The organism is Paenibacillus konkukensis, assembly GCF_023523925.1.
Taxonomy (GTDB): Bacteria; Bacillota; Bacilli; order Paenibacillales; family NBRC-103111; genus Paenibacillus_S; species Paenibacillus_S doosanensis.
The window spans coordinates 6,492,989-6,509,707 of record NZ_CP027059.1; the positions used below are offsets into that span (position 1 = coordinate 6,492,989).

Genomic DNA, 16,719 nt, shown 5'->3' on the forward strand with positions numbered 1-16,719 from the left:
TGCAAGCAATACGGATTGTATATGGCCTGGGCGGTGTCCCTGGTCGCCGTAGCGGGCAGCTTGTTTCTGAGCGAGGTGCTGGGCTTCGAGCCGTGCAAGCTGTGCTGGTTCCAGCGCATCTTTATGTACCCGCTCGTCATCGTACTGGGAATGGCATGCTATAAAAACGACCGCAGGCTGATCTCTTACGTGCTGCCGCTCAGCGTGATCGGCGGGTTCATCTCGCTCTATCATTATGCGGAGCAAAAAATTCCCGGATTGGCGAAGCTGCTTCCGTGTACGGTCGGCGTTCCGTGCAACCAGGATTACATCGACTGGTTCGGTATTATCACAATTCCGCTGATGGCTCTTGCGGCGTTTATTTTGATCACGGTTTTCCTGCTTCTGGCCCGCAATTCCGGCAGCGGCGAAGAGGAGTAATCCGGCAATCGGCCCGGGTCCCGATTACGGCAAAACGGCTTCATAAGCGACACTGCTTTTTACGCAGATTGCGAAGAAAGCGGCGATGCTTATGGAGCCGTTTTTTTTGTTGCGGAGGAAACAAAACGTATCCTTTTCCGCAAATAGCCGGGAGCTTCTCCTGTAATGAGGCGTACAGTCATGCAAAGCGTTTCGGCGGAATAGCAGACGGCCCGGGCAGGGGCTATAGACAAGCGGAGTGAAAAAGCTGCCTGACGCTGGCGGAGCCGCTAATTCGAACTTGGCTGCAGGCGCTCTCGTATCTCCTGGAGCAGGATGTTTTTGCCCCGCAGGCTGTCATGATTGGGCGGGCCGGTCCATATATTGGTACAAGCGGGTGAGCCTCGTTGCAGCGGCTGCATCGGGTTCATCGAAGTCCGTTGTCAACTACCGATGGAGATGGAGTGAGGGAGCATGAACGGTACAATGCCTACGGCCGTACGGCAGGTCGTATTGAACATTTCGGGAATGACATGCGCGGCGTGCGCCGCCCGGATCGAGAGAGTCGTCGGCCGGATGGAAGGGGTCGAGCAGGTTAACGTCAATCTGGCGATGCACCGGGCGACGCTGACGCTAATGCCGGACCGGGTGGACGTGCATCAGGTCGCGGACAAAATCCGGCTGCTCGGCTTTGCCGCGCAGGAATATGCGCCCGACGAGAAGAGTACGGAGACGGCCGACCCGTTCGACATTGCCAAAACCGGCGCGATCTTCTTCATTTCGCTATTGTTTATGCTGCCGTTTATTTGGGCGATGGCCGGGCATCATCGGCTCACCTCCTCGCTGTGGGTGCCCGAGCTGATCGTCAATCCGTGGTTTCAGCTGGCCTTGGCGACGCCGGTGCAATTTGCGATCGGCCTTCCGTTCTATATCCGGGCGTTTCATGCGTTGAAGAGCGGGGGAGCCAATATGGACGTGCTGGTCGTCATTGGGACGTCAGCCGCTTACGGCTACAGCCATTATTTGATGTTTCACGGAGCCGCCGCCGGTCACGGCATGGCCGCAGGGCATCATAGCCCGCTGTATTTTGACGCCAGCGTCATGATTATGACGATCGTCTGGTTCGGCAAATGGCTGGAAGCGTTGTCCAAGCGGCGAACGGTGAACAGCCTGCGCGAGCTGCATCGGCTGCGTCCGGATATGGCCTGTGTCGTTAGGGAGAACAAGGAGCAGCGCTTACCGTTCGAGGAGGTCGCTTCCGGCGATTTGCTGCTGGTCCGGCCCGGCGATAAGATCGCGGTCGACGGCATCGTTGTGGAGGGACACGCCGCGGTGAACGAATCGATGATCAGCGGGGAGAGCATTCCCGTGGATAAACAGGCGGGCGACCGCGTGATGAGCGGTACGGTAAGCCAGAACGGGATGCTCCTGTTCAGGGCGACGCAGGTCGGCGATCAGACGACGCTGGCCAAGCTGATCCGGCTGATGGAGGAGGCGCAGTCGTCGAAGGCGCCGATTCAGCGGATGGCGGATAGGCTGTCCGGCATCTTCGTCCCGATCATCATCGCCGTCGCCGCGCTGACGTTCGCCGCCTGGTATTTCCTGCTGGAGCCGGGCCTCACCGGCGGGGCGCTGGAGAAGGCGATCGCCGTGCTGCTCATCGCCTGCCCCTGCGCGCTCGGATTGGCGACGCCGACCTCGATTCTGGTCGGGTCCGGGCGGGCGGCGCAGCTCGGCATTCTGTTCAAGGAAGGGAAGCATCTGGAGTCGCTTCCGCAGGTTAACGTCGTGCTGCTGGACAAAACCGGCACGATTACCGCCGGCAGGCCGCAGCTCACGGACGTGCTGGCGGTTCGCCGTACGCCCGAGGCGCTGCTGCGGCTTGTGGCGGCGGCCGAGCGGCCGTCGGAGCACCCGCTCGCGCGCGCCGTCGTCGAGGCCGCCGAGCGGATGCACGGCATGCCGGGCGGAGGCCCCGCGCAGGAGCAGCCGCCCGCCTGCGAGGCGTTCGAAGCCTATGCGGGGCGCGGCGTTCGCGCCGTCGTGGAAGGCTGCGAGGTGCTCGCGGGGACGCGGCTTTGGCTGCAGGAGCGGGGCGCCGCTCCGGCGCTGCAGTCCGCTCGCATCGAGCGCTGGGAGCGCGAAGGATGCGGCATCATCTACGCGGCGGTCGACGGGGAATGGGCCGGAGCGATTGCGCTCAGCGACCGGATCAAGCCGACCTCGCGCAAGGCGATCGCGCAGCTGCAGGCGATGGGCGCGGAGGTGATGATGGTCACCGGCGACCATCCGTCCACCGCCCGGTCGATAGCGAGGCAGACCGGCATTCGCCACGTATACGCGCAGATGCTGCCGGAGGACAAGGTCGCGCTGGTCGATCGCCTGAAGCGGCAGGGCAAGCGGGTCGCCATGGTCGGCGACGGGATCAACGACGCGCCGGCGCTGGCGGCGGCCGATGTCGGCATCGCCATCGCCCAGGGCACGGACATTGCCAAAGCGGCCGCCGACATCGTGCTGCTGAAGGGAGATTTGAAGGGGATGGTGCGGGCGCTGCGCATCAGCCGCAGGACGATGCGGATCATCAGGCAAAATCTCGGCTTCTCGCTGCTGTATAATACGCTGGCGATTCCTTTTGCCGTAACGGGGTATTTGGCGCCATGGGTCGCCTGCACGGCGATGGCCTTCAGCTCGGTCACCGTCATAGTGAACTCGCTGCGGCTGCAGAAGGCGTAGCACAGATTCGCGGCTCCAGAAACGGCGGTAAAGCTCGCTGCGGCGCCCAATAAAATATCCCAATTATTTACAAAATTGGATTATTCAAGGTTAATAGCGAAGTTTTTTCAGATTCCAACGGCCCCTGCCTGCGCTCGCGTTTATTACGTTCTTAAGCATCCGGGTAAACGGTCCATCCGGTCAATTCAGCTGTCGAGCATCATCGCCGGCATCTTCCCTCGGATTAGCACGAAATGAAACGAAACGGTATACGCACAAAAGCCCCCGGCTCCGCTCGGCTGCATCCCAAACGGTATATACGGCTTACCGTCGGAAGATGCAGCTTTGCGGTTCGGGGGCTTTTTCAGGTTCAAGGGAAGTCCTTCAGAGTCCTTCAGCCGTGCGGCGCCGGGCGCAAAGAGGCGGATTGCGCGAAATACGCGCCTACAGCCCGCACATCAGACACAGATTGTAGCCGACGCCGGTCGCTCCGGTAGAACGGGTCGCTGTAACGCGCCAGCGCCTGCTCCGAGTCCGCGGCATTCGCATCCGCCCAGACGCGGATCATGCCGTCGGGATAGAAGCAGAGCAGCTGCTCGCCCGGCAAGTCCATGGACTTCGACGCCATCGCGACGGTGCCGCCGACATGGCCGAAGGACCGGCCGTGCCGGTCGAGCACCTCGCCGTCGCCGCCGCGGACGAGCTCGTGCAGCCCGTCGCCGTTCAGGTCGAACGGATATACAGGGCAAAACCAGATACCCGGAATGACCGACGGCCCGAAATCCCGTGTCCACAACACCTCGCCATCCTGGGTAAATACGGTCAGCTTGAGCGTGTCCGTCGGGAAGAAGAACATTTCGTAATACGGATCGATATCGAAATCGCGGCTGTATACGGCGGCGATCGCTTGGCGTCCTTCCCCGATCCGCACGGGAAACGCCCGCAGCATGCCGATCTCGGAGCCGAGAGAGAGCTCCAGTACTTGGCTTAACTCGATGGACGGCTTATTCATGGCGCAAAACCTCCTCCAATATGTGCGTAAGGGTTATTTGACGCGCCCAGGTCCGTTTATCCTTTGATCGCGCCGACCATAATGCCTTTTACGAAGTAGCGCTGAATGAAAGGGTATACGGCAAGGATCGGCAGAGACGCGAGAAAAATCGAAGCGGTGCGGATCGACAGCGAAGAAACCTCGTTCATGGACGTAAGATCGCCCATCAGCGCCGCCATCTCCATCTGAATGACCATATCGCGCAGGAATAGCTGCAGTACCTTCAAATCCGCGGAATTCGTATAGATCACCGCATCCATGAACGAATTCCAATGGAATACGGCGATGAACAATCCGATCGTCATGATCGCCGGAAGCGATAACGGCAAATAAATTTTGGCGAAAATCGAAATGTCGTTGGCTCCGTCGATCTTGGCCGACTCCTCCAGGCTGTCGGGAACATTTTCGAAAAAGGTGCGCAGCAAAATCACGTTCCAGGTGCTGATGGCGGTAGGAATAACGAGCGCCCAGATCGTATCGATCAGCCCGGTCGCTTTGACGATCAGGAACGTCGGCACGATCCCGCCGTTGAACATCATCGTAATGATGATGTAGATCATAAACGCCTTGCGCCCCGGCAAATAACGTTTGGACAAGGCGTAGGCGATCGTCAGCTGCAGCAGCAGGTTCACGGTCAGGCCGAGCACGGTCCGGGTTACCGTCACGAGGAACGAATGCAGAAATTGGGCGTTATCGAAGATAAGTCCGTAGGCCTTCAGGTTAAAGCCCTTCGGAACGAGCATCAGCTCGCCCTCCCGGATCAGATTGGAGTCGCTGACGGAAGCCAGCATGACGTAATAAAACGGAAGAAAGGTGAGAATTGCAAATGCGGTCAGCACGGCGCCGATCCATATATTTGCCGAAAGCTTGAAGCTCATGGGCCGCAGCTCCTTTCACAGTAGGTTGGGTGGAATTCTTGATAGCTTATCCCGGCGTATTTCGCGCCGCGTCTACCAGAGCGAAACTTCGCTGTACTTCTTGGCGATCCGGTTCGTGGTCCAGATCAGGATGAAGCCGATGACCGACTGGAACAGTCCGATCGCCGCGGTAATGCTGAACTGGGCGCTCTGCAGGCCGATCCGGTAAATGTAGGTGCTGAGCACATCGCCGACATCGTACACCGACGGATTGTAGAGGATGTAGATTTGCTCGAACCCGACGTCGAGCAGATAGCCGACCTTCAGGATCAGCATGATGAGCACCGTATTGCGGATGCCCGGCAGCGTAATGTAGATCAGCTTCTGGTAGCGGTTCGCGCCGTCGATGGTGGCCGCTTCGTACTGCTCCGTATCGATCGAGCTGAGCGCAGCCAGATAGATGATCGCGCCCCAGCCGGATTCCTTCAGGATGGAGGAGAGGACGATGACAGGGCGGAAATATTCCGACTTGCTGAGGAAAAATACGGGCTCCATGCCGAAGGCGCGCAGCATGTTGTTGACCAGCCCTTCGTTCGGAGACAGCAGCTGAATAATGATGCCGCCGAACACGACCCAGGAGAGAAAATGGGGGAAATAGACGACGGTTTGAATCGTTCTTTTGAACAGCAGGCTTTTCATTTCGTTCAGCAGCAGCGCCAAAATGACGGGCACCGGAAACGCAAACAACAGCTCGTACAAGTTAATGACCAGCGTATTGCGCACGATGGAATAGAAGTCTTCGCTGCCGAACAGAAATTCGAAATGCTTGAGCCCTACCCACGGGCTGCCCCAGATGCCTTTGGAGAAATTGTAATCCTTGAACGCAATCAATACCCCGTACATCGGCAAATACCGGAAAATAAAGTACCATAGCAGCCCCGGCAGCAGGAGGGCGTATAAATATTTGTGCTTGCCTGCGGCGCGCCATACGCTCGTGAGCGGCTTGCCTCCGGTTTGTTTCGGTGCGAGTGTGCGCTCCTGCGTTTCTGTCATAGCTTTCATGCGGGTTTCGCCTCCCTTATCGGTTTGTTGGGTTTAGTATAGAGCCGCGCCGCCGCCGGGAAAATGGATAAAATGCCGGATCGTGTACATAATTCTAGCTTCGGTCTGGACAATTTTTTGACTCAAAGAAATATACCTTAACCGCCATGTGTAAAATGTTATAATCATGCCATGAGAGCGTTTTCTTAACGGTCGAAGATTGCTTTAGGGGGGAAAAGAATGAGGCTGAGAAGTCTGGAGCCGCCGAGAAAAAAGCTGCTGCTGCTGGCGATGGTCGTTCTGTTTACGGCGGTGCTGTCCTATACCGCAACGCTGCTGAAGATGCACCTGGATACGTCGGAGCGGTACGTCGAGTCGTTCCAAAGCACCCATGACAACGCAGTATCCCTTTCCTTTATGCTGGAGAAGCAAATCCAGTCGATCTACTACCAGCTCACGCTGGAGCGGGTGCTGGCGGAATGGCTCTCTCAGCCGGAGCCGCGGATTTCCAATATGTACATGCTGGGAGAGGTGCAGAACAATTCGCTGAAAATCATTAACAGCAATCCGATGATCGTCTCCGTGTACATTTACAGCAAAGTGAACCGCACCGTGCTTGCGTCCAATCACGAGTTTACGACACTCGATCAATTTCCCGACAAGGAGCTGTTTACCGAATTTAACGAGAAAGGCGGCCATTGGGTAGGCGTAAGGGAAGAGAAGGCAGGTTATTTCCATAAAAAGGACATCATTACGTTCGTCGGCCCGCTCGGAGATCAGGGGCTGGCGGCCATTAACATCGACGAGCGGAAGCTGTTCGGCGAGACGCCCGACGCTTACGGCATGGTTCTGCTCGGCAAGGACGGCCGCGTGCTCGCTTCGCGCGCGGGATATGACGAAAGCGGCAATGAATTGCGCCTGGAACGGCTTCCCGCGCTGAATGCGGACATCGGCCAGCCGCTGCGGTGGGAGAACTACTATGTGACGGCTGCCGGACAAACCGGCGGCGAATGGAGCATTCTCTCCTACACTCCGCAGATTGAGCTGTCCGCCTCCTGGAAGCAGCGCAGAAACGGGCTTGCCGTGCTGGCCTGCGTGCTCGCGGGGCTGGGTTATTTGATCTACGGCTCCGTGCGCAGACTGTACGTGCAGCCGATGGAGAGGCTGGAGCTTTCTTTTAATAGAAATCTGGAGGATTTGAAGCATCAGTTCGTGTTGAATGTGATGAACGGTAAACTGAAGGAGCCGGATATACGGGATAAAATGGCGGAGACGGGGCTTGTCTTTCCGTCGGGGCGGTTTAGGGTGATCGTTTTTCAGATCGACGATTTTTACAGTTATTTGCTCGGCATGAAGCAGGAAGAACGTTATTTTATGGATAAGACGGTCTACAACGCGATCAAATGGACGTTTATGACATCGTATCCGTGCTATGCGGTCAAGGCGGAGCTGGAGAAGATCGCGATTTTGATTGCCGAACCGGAAGAGTTGGAAGAACGCGGCATTTTGCACGATCTGGAAGGGACGATCCGCTATTTGCAAAAGGAGATTTACGATAACTGCAGCCTGACGATCTGCGCCGGGATCAGCCGCGTCCACGAAGGGATGAATCAAGTCCACTGCGGTTATTACGAGGCGCTGCAGGCCGTCGATTTCAAGACGATTTACGGCAAGCACAGCATCATTCATTATAAGGACATTGCGGCTCGCAAAAGAGACGATAGCGCAAGCGGGGCGGACTCCGCCGATATCGGCCGCTGGCTGCAGCTGCTTCGGGAAGGAGAGACGGAGGCGTTTGAGTCGAGCCTGAGGGAAGGCGTCGAGCGGCTGGTGAACGGGGAGCGGTTCTCGCTGGACCGGCTGAACGCGTTTTTCTCCAATGTGCTCTACGGCATGATCAAGACGGCGCTGGAGCTGCGGCTGGATATGTCCGAAATCGTGCAGGAAGATTTGTTTATGAAAATGTACGGCTATGAATTTTTGCAGGATAAGACGGATTATGTGCTTCAGGTGGCGGGGAAGCTGTCCTCCTGCCTCGCAGCGCGCAAAGGCTCCAACAACAAAACGCTGCAGCTGATCGTCGATTACATTCACGCCAATTACGATAAGTCGATTTCGCTTACGACGATCTCCGATTCGCTTGGCATTAACTCCTCTTATATCAGCACGCTGATGAAGCATGAGTTCGGATGCGGGTTCGTCGAATATTTAAACCAGCTGCGCATTAAGAAAGCCCAGCAGCTGCTGGAGGACCCGAATCTGGCGATCAAGCGTATTTCCGAGATGTGCGGCTACGATACCGTGCACTCGTTCATTCGCAACTTCAAAAAGCTGCATCTGTTCACGCCGAGCGAATACCGCAGCAAAGCGATCGCCAAACGCAATGTATAAAAAATCGATACCGGAAATGAACACGCCGCATCCAAAAATATTTACACAACCCGAAGGAATGTCCATTGCGATTTTTTCCGCACCAAGAAACAATGGGGTTACATTCGCAGGAAGCTGCAGGCGGATGCATCCTAATCTAACGGAGGAGGAAGTCGTATGCAAAAGAAAAGGGGCTATTCGGCGGCGCGGCCGGCGCTTCTGGTTCTCTCGGTCTGCCTGGTGACGGCGGGCTGCAGCGGCGCGAAGAGCAAAGAGGCGGGAGGCGCGGGGGAGGCAAACGGAGCGAAGGCGGAGCCGTACAAATTCAAGGTGATGTTCGACTATAACGTCGATCCGAAGGGCATGTCGCTGACGGATAACGAGTACATCCGGTATTTGAAGGAGCAGACCGGCGTCGAGGTCGCGCTCGATTCGCCGGGAACCGCCGGGTATGTCGACAAGCTGAACGTACTGATGGCTTCGGGCAGCTACCCGGACGCCTTCGCCGTCAGCGACCGAGACTTGATCATGAAGTACGCCAAGGACGATCTGCTGACCGATCTGACGCCATACATTAACGATACGGCCAAATACCCGAACATTAAGAAGGTGATGCCTGCGGATTCATGGCTGCCCGTGACGGAGAAAGGCAAAATATTCGCCTTCCCCTACAGCCGTCCGGACGGTCTCAGCCAGGTCGTCTACATTAACAAGCAGTGGCTGGATAAGCTGAAGCTGCCGGTTCCGCAGACGATCGACGATTTTTACCAGGTGATGAAAGCCTTTACTTTGAACGATCCGGACGGCAACGGCAAGAACGATACGTTCGGGCTGCTGACGACAAGCAGCGTGGACAACGGAGCTCGGGCGTTCAAGGCGGCGTTTAACGCAGAAGCGTACTCCGTACGGGACGGAGTGGTCACTCCGCCGGAAATTACGCCGGAATACAAGGAATTTCTGAAGTTTATGAACAAGCTGGTGAACGAGAAAATTCTCGATCCCGAGTTCCCGACCGTCACGTCGCCGATTTTCCAGCAAAAATTCAAGTCGCTGAAGTACGGCGTCATCTCCGGCTTCTGGCATTATCCTTCCGGTCTGGAAATCCCCAAGGAGGTGATGAGCCAGTACATCGCGGTGCCTTTGCCGCTGCAGCCGGACGGCAAGCCTGCCAGCTTCTCCTATCCGAGCTTGAACCGGCATTACATCGCCATTCCGAAGGAGACGAAAAACATCGATCAGCTGATGAAATTCATGGATTGGGCCGTTTCTCCGGAAGGCATGAAATATTCGTTCCTCGGCGTGCCGGGCTATAACTACAAGGAAACAAGCGGAAAGATCGAGCTGACGGACCAGCAGCTGGCGCCGATCCACTGGTCGTTCTCGCTGGTGAGAACCGGACAATTAACCGATGATGTGAAAAAGTATATCGGCCTGGTGTACCCGAAGGAGGCCGTGGACAATTTGGAGCTGGCGGCCAAGATCGGCAAGCCCGACTTGCTGCGCGCCGCGCTGCCATATTATCCCGAGCTGGCCGGCTTCAATCTGGGGAAAATTACGAGCGAATATACGACCAAGGCGATACTCGGCAACGCCGATGTCGACCAGACATGGGACAGCTATGTCAGCAGGTATAAATCGTCCGGCGGGGAGAAAGCGATGGCATTTTGGACGAACTGGTACAACACGGAAGGCAAATCGGTTTTGAAATAAATCTGAAGCGATAGAGGAGGATATGAAACATGACAAGTTCAACGAAGCAGATCAAGCTGGATAAGGCGCTGGAGTTTTCCGTCGGGCAGAAGCTCGGGCAGCTGCGGGCGGTTCCCGTCGCCTTGGGGGATGAACGGAAGGCGTTTCTCGCCGTCTACGCCGCGGACTTCGATGTCGACCCGTCCGTCAATATGTTCTTTTACCCGACGGACACCTTGAAGATGATACTGTTTACCGAAGACGGCGAGGTGCTCTGGAAGCGGGAGCTGGGCAAGACGGTCGTGCCGGGCATCTGGTTCTGCCCCGTGTACCCGTTCGATCTGGACGGCGACGGGGTCGACGAGCTGTGGTTCGTCAACAATCTGAACGAGCAGCATCCGTTTGCGGTGCCGTTTTACCGGCTGGAGCGGCTCGATGCGCGGACGGGCGAGACCACCGGCCAGTGGCCGTGGCCGCATGACGGAGGCAAGGAACAGCCGCTCAGCTGCACGTTCCGCAATTTTATCGTCGGCGGCTATGCGCACGGCGAGCCGGTGCTGGTCACGGCGCAGGGCACGTACTGGAGCATGTACCTGCAGGGCTGGAAGCCGGATATGACATCGCGCTGGGAGCATGTCATTCGCAAGGAGGACCCCGGCGCAAGAGGCAGCCATGTGACGCCGGTGATCGATCTGAACGGCGACGGGATCGACGAGCTGATGTGGGGCGAGCGGTGCATCGAGCTGGATACGGGTCGGGAGCTGTTCTGCGCCGACCGTGAAGTATACGCCGGGCACTCCGACGTCGTGCAGCCGATCTTGAACCGGGAGCACGGCCGCTGGTCGCTGTTTACCGTGCGCGAGTCCGATCCGTCCGCAACGCCGCGCGTCGTTATGTTCGACGAGCAGGGCAGCCGGAAGTGGGGCGATGTCGACCAGGGGCATATGGATATCGGCTGGGCCGCCCGCCTGCAGGACGACCGGAGCCATGTCGCGATGGCGATCCGGATCGGGGCCAAAACATGCGGCCCGGACGGACGCTTCCATCAGAACATGGATGAGTTTATTTACGATGCCGAGACAGGGCGGCCGTACCAACTGCCGTTCCAGGTATACCGCACGATTCCCGTCGACCTGAACGGCGACGGCTATCACGAGCTGGTGCGCGGCATGCCGGCCGGCGACGGCGAAGTGTTCGACCGCCACGGCGTCTCGTACGGCAGCGTCGGCGGCACCGTTGCCATGGCGTCGAAGCTGCTCGACCTGCCGGGAGAACAGCTTCTGTCCTTCAAGCCGGATGGCACGGTGACGATATGGGCGGACCGGAACGCCGAGGACGCTCCCGAGGCGCTCGAACGGTACAGCCACCCGTATTACAAGGCTTGCCAGCGGTTATATGCGATCGGCTATAATTTGTACATCGTCGCCGGGTTATAAGAGGCTTGGAAGCAAGAGCGTCCCTGCGTTGGCAGCAGGCGCTCTTTGCGTATTTAATGAACCTGCTTCAGACGGGCCGGTACGGGAGTCTTTGGCCTATTCCGCATCCAAATCCTTATTGTGTTCTTTTAATTCGGATAAGTTGGTTTATTTAGTCCGTAATCGAGTATAACGGTGGCGTTTGCAGCAATGACGTTAGTTAAAAACCGGCAAAGAAAATCGAAGCAGATTCTGTTTCTTGAATGATGCTCCGGCACGAGCTCGACAACGGAGTCGTAAATATCATCCTTATGCAGCACGGGTACGGGTACATGGAGCCTCATAGCCAGTTCGTTGGCCAACGTCGACTTGCCGGTTCCGCACGTTCCTCTAAGCAAAAGGATTTTAGGCATATAATCCATCCATTTTTTCATTTGGAAAACCAGCGCGCGCCGAATTTAGCTTTGAGCAAGTAGTTCTTCTCTTGCCTCAATAAGCCATGGGTGCACTAATTTGAGCTTGTCCCTTTGTTCCCAGACATGATTCAAGTAAATAAGAACCGCTCCATTCAAATCAATACAATCTATTTTTTCTTTCATTTTTTCTTGAAACGGCTGTTCTCCTGGAAGCTCCCACGAAATCTTATCGGAGACAAATAAAACCTTGTCTAATAAACTTGATCCTGCTTTCAAGGTAGTGTGGCATTCAATGGCGCTTAGCACATTAACGTGTGTACAAGCAAATATTTTATTGGCCATATCTCTTGAAAGCTTCTGATGAATAATCCGGTGATAACGGTATTCTTCCTCCAATATATCGATACCGGAGCTCTCAGCCATGCGAATCATGCCGGATTCAGGAATCACGTTGCTAATATCATGAAGAAAAGCCGCTTGGGCTGCGAGTTCAGGATCTAAACCAAACAGGGTTGCAATTCTCCCCACGTTTTTTTATGCAATTCTTCATCACGAGACGCTGCCAATCGGCAAAGATTCAGTTTTATTCTAGACCGCAGCGGGATCTAGTACTTTCGGTTAATGGCACTCTTAAATCATCCCGTATGACTGTAAGGTTCGAAGCCTTTCCACCGTAATCCCACCCCGCCATTCTAACTCTGTACCTGGGGAGAGGGCATGCCAGTTAATCGGCCATCCTCCGTCCTCTTGCTGCTGTCGGATAAGAACTTGTAGATGGTTATGGATCTCTTCATCAGAAATAAACTTCCTTGAGTAGCTTGTCGAGACAGGGCACCAATCAAGAACTTTATGGACATAACCTTCCGCTAGCGGGTTACGTTCGATTGTTCCAGGACGGCTCAGCCAATCGTCAAGAGCAGGCCAATATTTGTCCGCCTTGTTGGTATCTGGCACATTCTCCAAGAAAGTTATCCATTGAATTCCATCATGGTACCCTGTCGGGCTTCCGTGTTCCAGATAGTCCCAAGTAAATTGCTCATTTTTTAAAAACCACTCTTCTTGACAGAAGTCCGTGAACGCCTTTTGCTTGTATAAATAGCCAAGAATTTTTCCCGTCGGATTGATAGAAGGCCGGCAGTCCTCTTCTGTTTTCCACCATGGCGCATGGGGATAATGTTTGGCATTTTTAAATACAAAGGGTACTCCACCCCCGGGCAGCGTAATTTGCTGAAGATGTTTAACGATCCCTTTGACGATATGCGGATCGAAATAATGAACTTCCTCCATAATAGTCAACGCTAGCTCGGTTGGAACAGGCTGGCTTTGAGGGCAGCGGAGGTCAGGCTCAAGTGCATTCCCGAAACCGCCGTCCTGATTTTGATACGCTTTAAGAACATCGACAACCTCAACATTAGACCCGCCTTCAAAATGATACTCGTACCGTTTTCGATCCAGCAAACGCGCGTTTTTGTATAAAAAATCTTTAGCCCGACTAAGTACCTGTGCCCCGTTCATGTTCGTCACCTCTCATTTATCTTGTGAATCCAAATACTGGATATTTCGAATTTATTATTCGTGCTGAAGGAAACGAATTCCTTCTTCAGTTGCGAATGAAAAAGCCGCCTAGCGAAAACGACTGAAACAAAATCGATGACAGCTCCGTCGATTACTTGAGGGGGGTCATCGAATGGCGCATATTCTCATCGTAGAGGATGAGCTGGCTATCAACGATTTGATTGCCATGAACCTGGATTTGGTAGGGCATAGCTGCGAGCAGGTATATAACGGCAATGAGGCGCTGGAGTGTTTAAAAACTAATGCTTATGCGCTGATTATTATGGATATTATGCTGCCGGGACTGGACGGCTTTCAATTAATTCAGCATGTGGCTGAGGGGACGCCGGTCATTTTCTTGACCGCCATGGGCGGCTTATCCGACAAAGTGAAGGGACTTAAGCTGGGCGCCGACGATTATATCGTGAAACCGTTCGAAACCGTGGAGCTGCTGGCGCGAATCGATGCGGTGCTGCGCCGCATTCAGCGGGCGTCGCCCGTTTTTGCCCTTGACGGTACGGTTGTCAATCTGGACAGCAGGGTGGTTACGGTAAACGGCTCCGAGGTTGAATTCACGCATCGCGAATACGAGCTGCTGGAGACGCTGATCAAAAATAAAAATATCGCGTTGTCGCGCGAGAAGCTGCTTCATCTGGTTTGGGGATACGACTACATGGGCGAAACGAGGACGGTAGACGTCCATATTCAAAAGCTGCGCAAAAAATTGCATTGGGAGCAGCGCATCAAGACTGTATATAAAATGGGCTATCGGCTGGAGGTCAGCCCATGAAGTTTTGGCAAAAAACGTTTATCCTCATCCTGGCGGTGGTCATTATATTCATCAATGGATGCCTGTACCTTATCGCCAGATCGTACTACACGCTGGATATGAAACGGGATGCCGACAGGGCGCTGGGGGAATATCAGTTTATTTCCAATAGTGTTTACCAGACGTTGGACAGCCTGTATTTCAGAGAGCAAACGCTGCCGATCCCGGAGCAGATGCGAAGCTTTATGCGCTCTTATGCCGATTATTACGCGCGCCAGCACGTATACTTGGAGCTGCTCCGTTCGGATCAGCTTATTTTCTCCAACGTGCCGGCTCGTGCCGCAGCGCCGGATGTTCCCGGGGAAGCGGATCGGACGAAGATCCGGATGGTCAACGAAGGCCCGTTTTTATGGATCACCGGCAGCGTCGGCGGTCATTACGACGATTACACGCTGCTGTATGCGCGGGATAACTCCGAGCTGTATCAAGCCCAATCCCGGATGACCCGTTACTTGATCATCGTGAGCGCTGCCATGGAGATCGCTTTGGCGTTAGCGCTGCTTCTGCTGCTTAAGAGATTGACTTACCCCGTCCGGGCTTTACAGCAAGCCGCCGGCGAAATAGCGGGAGGCGTCTATGATCGCGCCATCGCAGTGAAGGGGAAGGACGAGTTCCGCGATCTTGCCGTAAGCTTCAATCAAATGGCTGCAAGCATCCGGGAGAAGATCGGCGAACTCGATCAAGCCGCGCGCAATAAGCAGCGTCTCGTGGATAATTTGGCCCATGAACTGAGAACGCCGCTCACGGCTATTCGCGGGTATGCCGAATATTTGCAGCGTGCGAACGCCCGCGAACAGGACCGCATCAAGGCGGCCGGCTATATTTTGAGCGAAACCGGCCGAATGCAGGATCTTGCCTTCAAATTGCTGGACCTCGCGCTCATAAGCAACAATGCGGTGGAACGGCTTCCCGTCGTACCATCCCGATTGCTGGAATCGGTGCGGGTTGCGGCCGAGCCAACGCTGCGGAGCAAACAGATACGGCTGGAAGTTTCCTGCCGGTTGGATGAAATTAAGGGAGATGCGGTGCTGCTGCAATCGATGCTGATCAACTTTATCGACAACGCCGCCAATGCCTCCGCAGCGGGTTCAACTATACGTTTATCGGCTTACGCCGATGCGGCGCCGGTACTCGAGGTGCAGGATTTCGGCTGCGGGATGGAGGAAGAGCAGACGGCATTGGTGTGCGAACCGTTCTATCGGGTGGATCGGGCGCGTTCCAGACATGGGGGCGGCGTAGGCTTGGGATTGTCGCTGTGCCGGCAAATTGCCCAGCTGCACGGAGCCGAGCTTCAAATGAAATCCCGGCCAGGAGAGGGAACGACGATGCGGGTGATTTTTACAACTTCATAACAACTCTTTGAAAACTCGATAATATCCGCGGATGTATGATGTTGTTGTAAGTACTTCGGTACAATTCAATCAGAGGAGACGATCGAGATGAACATGTTGAAGAACACAGTGAAAAAGGCAGGCGTATTCGCTGCAGCGGCCGCTTTAATTGCCGGCGGCGGCGCGACGATGTATATTCTGCTCAGCGGCGAGACTTTCGCGCAAACCGGCGTGCAGGTTGTGCAGCAGCCGATTAAGGATGTACAGCCGGACACAAAGGCGGCTGTGACGGAGGAAAAAGCGGAGTACACCGTAATCGACCAATCCGCGGCGTATACTGCGGATAAGCTCAAGGAGGCGCTCGTAGCGAAGGGCGCTCCGACAGCGCAGCTGGAGAGCCGGGCTGCGGAGCTTCAGTCTACATACGTCCCGGGAGATAAGGATATTACTGCCGAACAGGCCGCCGCCTATGGAGCCGGGCTGCTTAAAAAAGTGTTTGACGCCGACCTCGCCGGGTACACGGCCCGCGCAGGCTTTCTCAAAGGGGCCGTCCCCGGCACCGACACCTGGTCTCTGACCTTTGATCCGGCAGGGTCGTCCGGCGAGGCTGCCGCTGAAGCGAGCGGCGCAAAGTCCTACTCGGTTTACCTGAACTCCGTTAACGGAAAGATCATTAACGCCTCGTCCTCCTATGACCGGAATGCAGTGAAGAATGCGGAATTGAACGACTCGGCCTGGAAGGAAAAGGCAAAACAGGCTGTGACCGCTCTGCTGCCTCAAAATGTAACGATCACCGGCGTCAAAATCACGGCTGCGGACGGCGTCGACAAAATCGGCGTTCCCGTCCTGTGCGAGCTGTCCGACGGCTCGGCCTATATGGCAGGACTCGCCGGCGACAACAAGGAGATCGTCAATCTTTATTACTTTCAAACCGGATACGACGGCAGCCTGGATCGTACGATCAACAAGCAAAAACAAATGTAGGCGCACATAGAGGATTGATGAAAAAGCACCGGAAGGAATCGGAACCCGTTTCAATAGCAGGGGTTCCGATT

At 55.5% G+C, this 16,719-nt stretch carries 14 protein-coding genes; 8 read left to right on the forward strand and 6 right to left on the reverse strand.

All coding sequences use genetic code 11. The features are described 5' to 3' along the window. Positions 1-21 precede the first annotated feature (21 nt). Positions 22-420, forward strand: a complete 399-nt coding sequence (locus SK3146_RS28170; protein ID WP_249866469.1) for a disulfide oxidoreductase — start codon at positions 22-24, stop codon at positions 418-420. Positions 421-873: 453 nt separating this feature from the next. After that, entirely contained in the window at positions 874-3,132 is a 2,259-nt protein-coding gene (locus SK3146_RS28175; protein WP_249861886.1) for a heavy metal translocating P-type ATPase, read from the forward strand. A gap of 373 nt (positions 3,133-3,505) precedes the next feature. Here the strand turns inward: SK3146_RS28175 and SK3146_RS28180 are convergent, their stop codons facing one another. From SK3146_RS28180 to SK3146_RS28190, 3 genes are all read right to left on the reverse strand, one after another. Further along, a complete protein-coding gene (locus SK3146_RS28180; protein WP_249861887.1) occupies positions 3,506-4,123 on the reverse strand; it encodes a hypothetical protein in 618 nt (205 codons plus the stop codon). Positions 4,124-4,179: 56 nt separating this feature from the next. Further along, on the reverse strand, positions 4,180-5,040 hold the full coding sequence (locus SK3146_RS28185) for a carbohydrate ABC transporter permease (protein ID WP_249861888.1): 861 nt from the start codon (positions 5,038-5,040) through the stop codon (positions 4,180-4,182). A 72-nt stretch (positions 5,041-5,112) separates the two neighbouring features. Further along, a complete protein-coding gene (locus SK3146_RS28190) occupies positions 5,113-6,081 on the reverse strand; it encodes an ABC transporter permease (protein WP_249861889.1) in 969 nt (322 codons plus the stop codon). A gap of 219 nt (positions 6,082-6,300) precedes the next feature. Between SK3146_RS28190 and SK3146_RS28195 the strand changes: the two genes are divergently transcribed. From SK3146_RS28195 to SK3146_RS28205, 3 genes are all read left to right on the forward strand, one after another. Continuing rightward, positions 6,301-8,451: a helix-turn-helix domain-containing protein gene (locus SK3146_RS28195; RefSeq protein WP_249861890.1), complete on the forward strand. Its 2,151-nt coding sequence runs from the start codon at positions 6,301-6,303 to the stop codon at positions 8,449-8,451. 156 nt (positions 8,452-8,607) lie between these two features. Continuing rightward, positions 8,608-10,140, forward strand: coding sequence for an extracellular solute-binding protein (locus SK3146_RS28200; RefSeq protein ID WP_249861891.1), 1,533 nt, complete (start codon positions 8,608-8,610; stop codon positions 10,138-10,140). Positions 10,141-10,169: 29 nt separating this feature from the next. Continuing rightward, positions 10,170-11,555: a hypothetical protein gene (locus tag SK3146_RS28205; RefSeq protein WP_249861892.1), complete on the forward strand. Its 1,386-nt coding sequence runs from the start codon at positions 10,170-10,172 to the stop codon at positions 11,553-11,555. Positions 11,556-11,683: 128 nt separating this feature from the next. On the opposite strand, the gene SK3146_RS28210 is transcribed toward SK3146_RS28205, so the two are convergent. From SK3146_RS28210 to SK3146_RS28220, 3 genes are all read right to left on the reverse strand, one after another. Then, entirely contained in the window at positions 11,684-11,932 is a 249-nt protein-coding gene (locus SK3146_RS28210) for an AAA family ATPase (RefSeq protein ID WP_249861893.1), read from the reverse strand. Between the two features lie 60 nt (positions 11,933-11,992). After that, entirely contained in the window at positions 11,993-12,478 is a 486-nt protein-coding gene (locus SK3146_RS28215; RefSeq protein ID WP_249861894.1) for an HD domain-containing protein, read from the reverse strand. A gap of 102 nt (positions 12,479-12,580) precedes the next feature. Then, positions 12,581-13,465 carry a hypothetical protein gene (locus SK3146_RS28220; RefSeq protein WP_249861895.1) on the reverse strand — a complete coding sequence of 295 codons (885 nt, stop codon included), beginning with the start codon at positions 13,463-13,465 and terminating at the stop codon, positions 12,581-12,583. A gap of 172 nt (positions 13,466-13,637) precedes the next feature. Here SK3146_RS28220 and SK3146_RS28225 point away from each other — a divergent pair, with 172 nt between their 5' ends. The 3 genes from SK3146_RS28225 (at position 13,638) to SK3146_RS28235 (ending at position 16,648) form a co-directional block, all read left to right on the forward strand. Continuing rightward, the gene (locus tag SK3146_RS28225; protein ID WP_249861896.1) at positions 13,638-14,294 is read left to right on the forward strand and encodes a response regulator transcription factor; all 657 of its coding nucleotides are present in this window, start codon (positions 13,638-13,640) and stop codon (positions 14,292-14,294) included. Next, positions 14,291-15,685 (forward strand): sensor histidine kinase, encoded by a 1,395-nt coding sequence (locus SK3146_RS28230; RefSeq protein ID WP_249861897.1) that lies wholly within the window; start codon positions 14,291-14,293, stop codon positions 15,683-15,685. Before SK3146_RS28225 ends, SK3146_RS28230 begins: the two co-directional genes overlap by 4 nt. 87 nt (positions 15,686-15,772) lie before the next feature. Continuing rightward, positions 15,773-16,648, forward strand: coding sequence for a hypothetical protein (locus SK3146_RS28235; protein WP_249861898.1), 876 nt, complete (start codon positions 15,773-15,775; stop codon positions 16,646-16,648). Positions 16,649-16,719 lie beyond the last annotated feature (71 nt).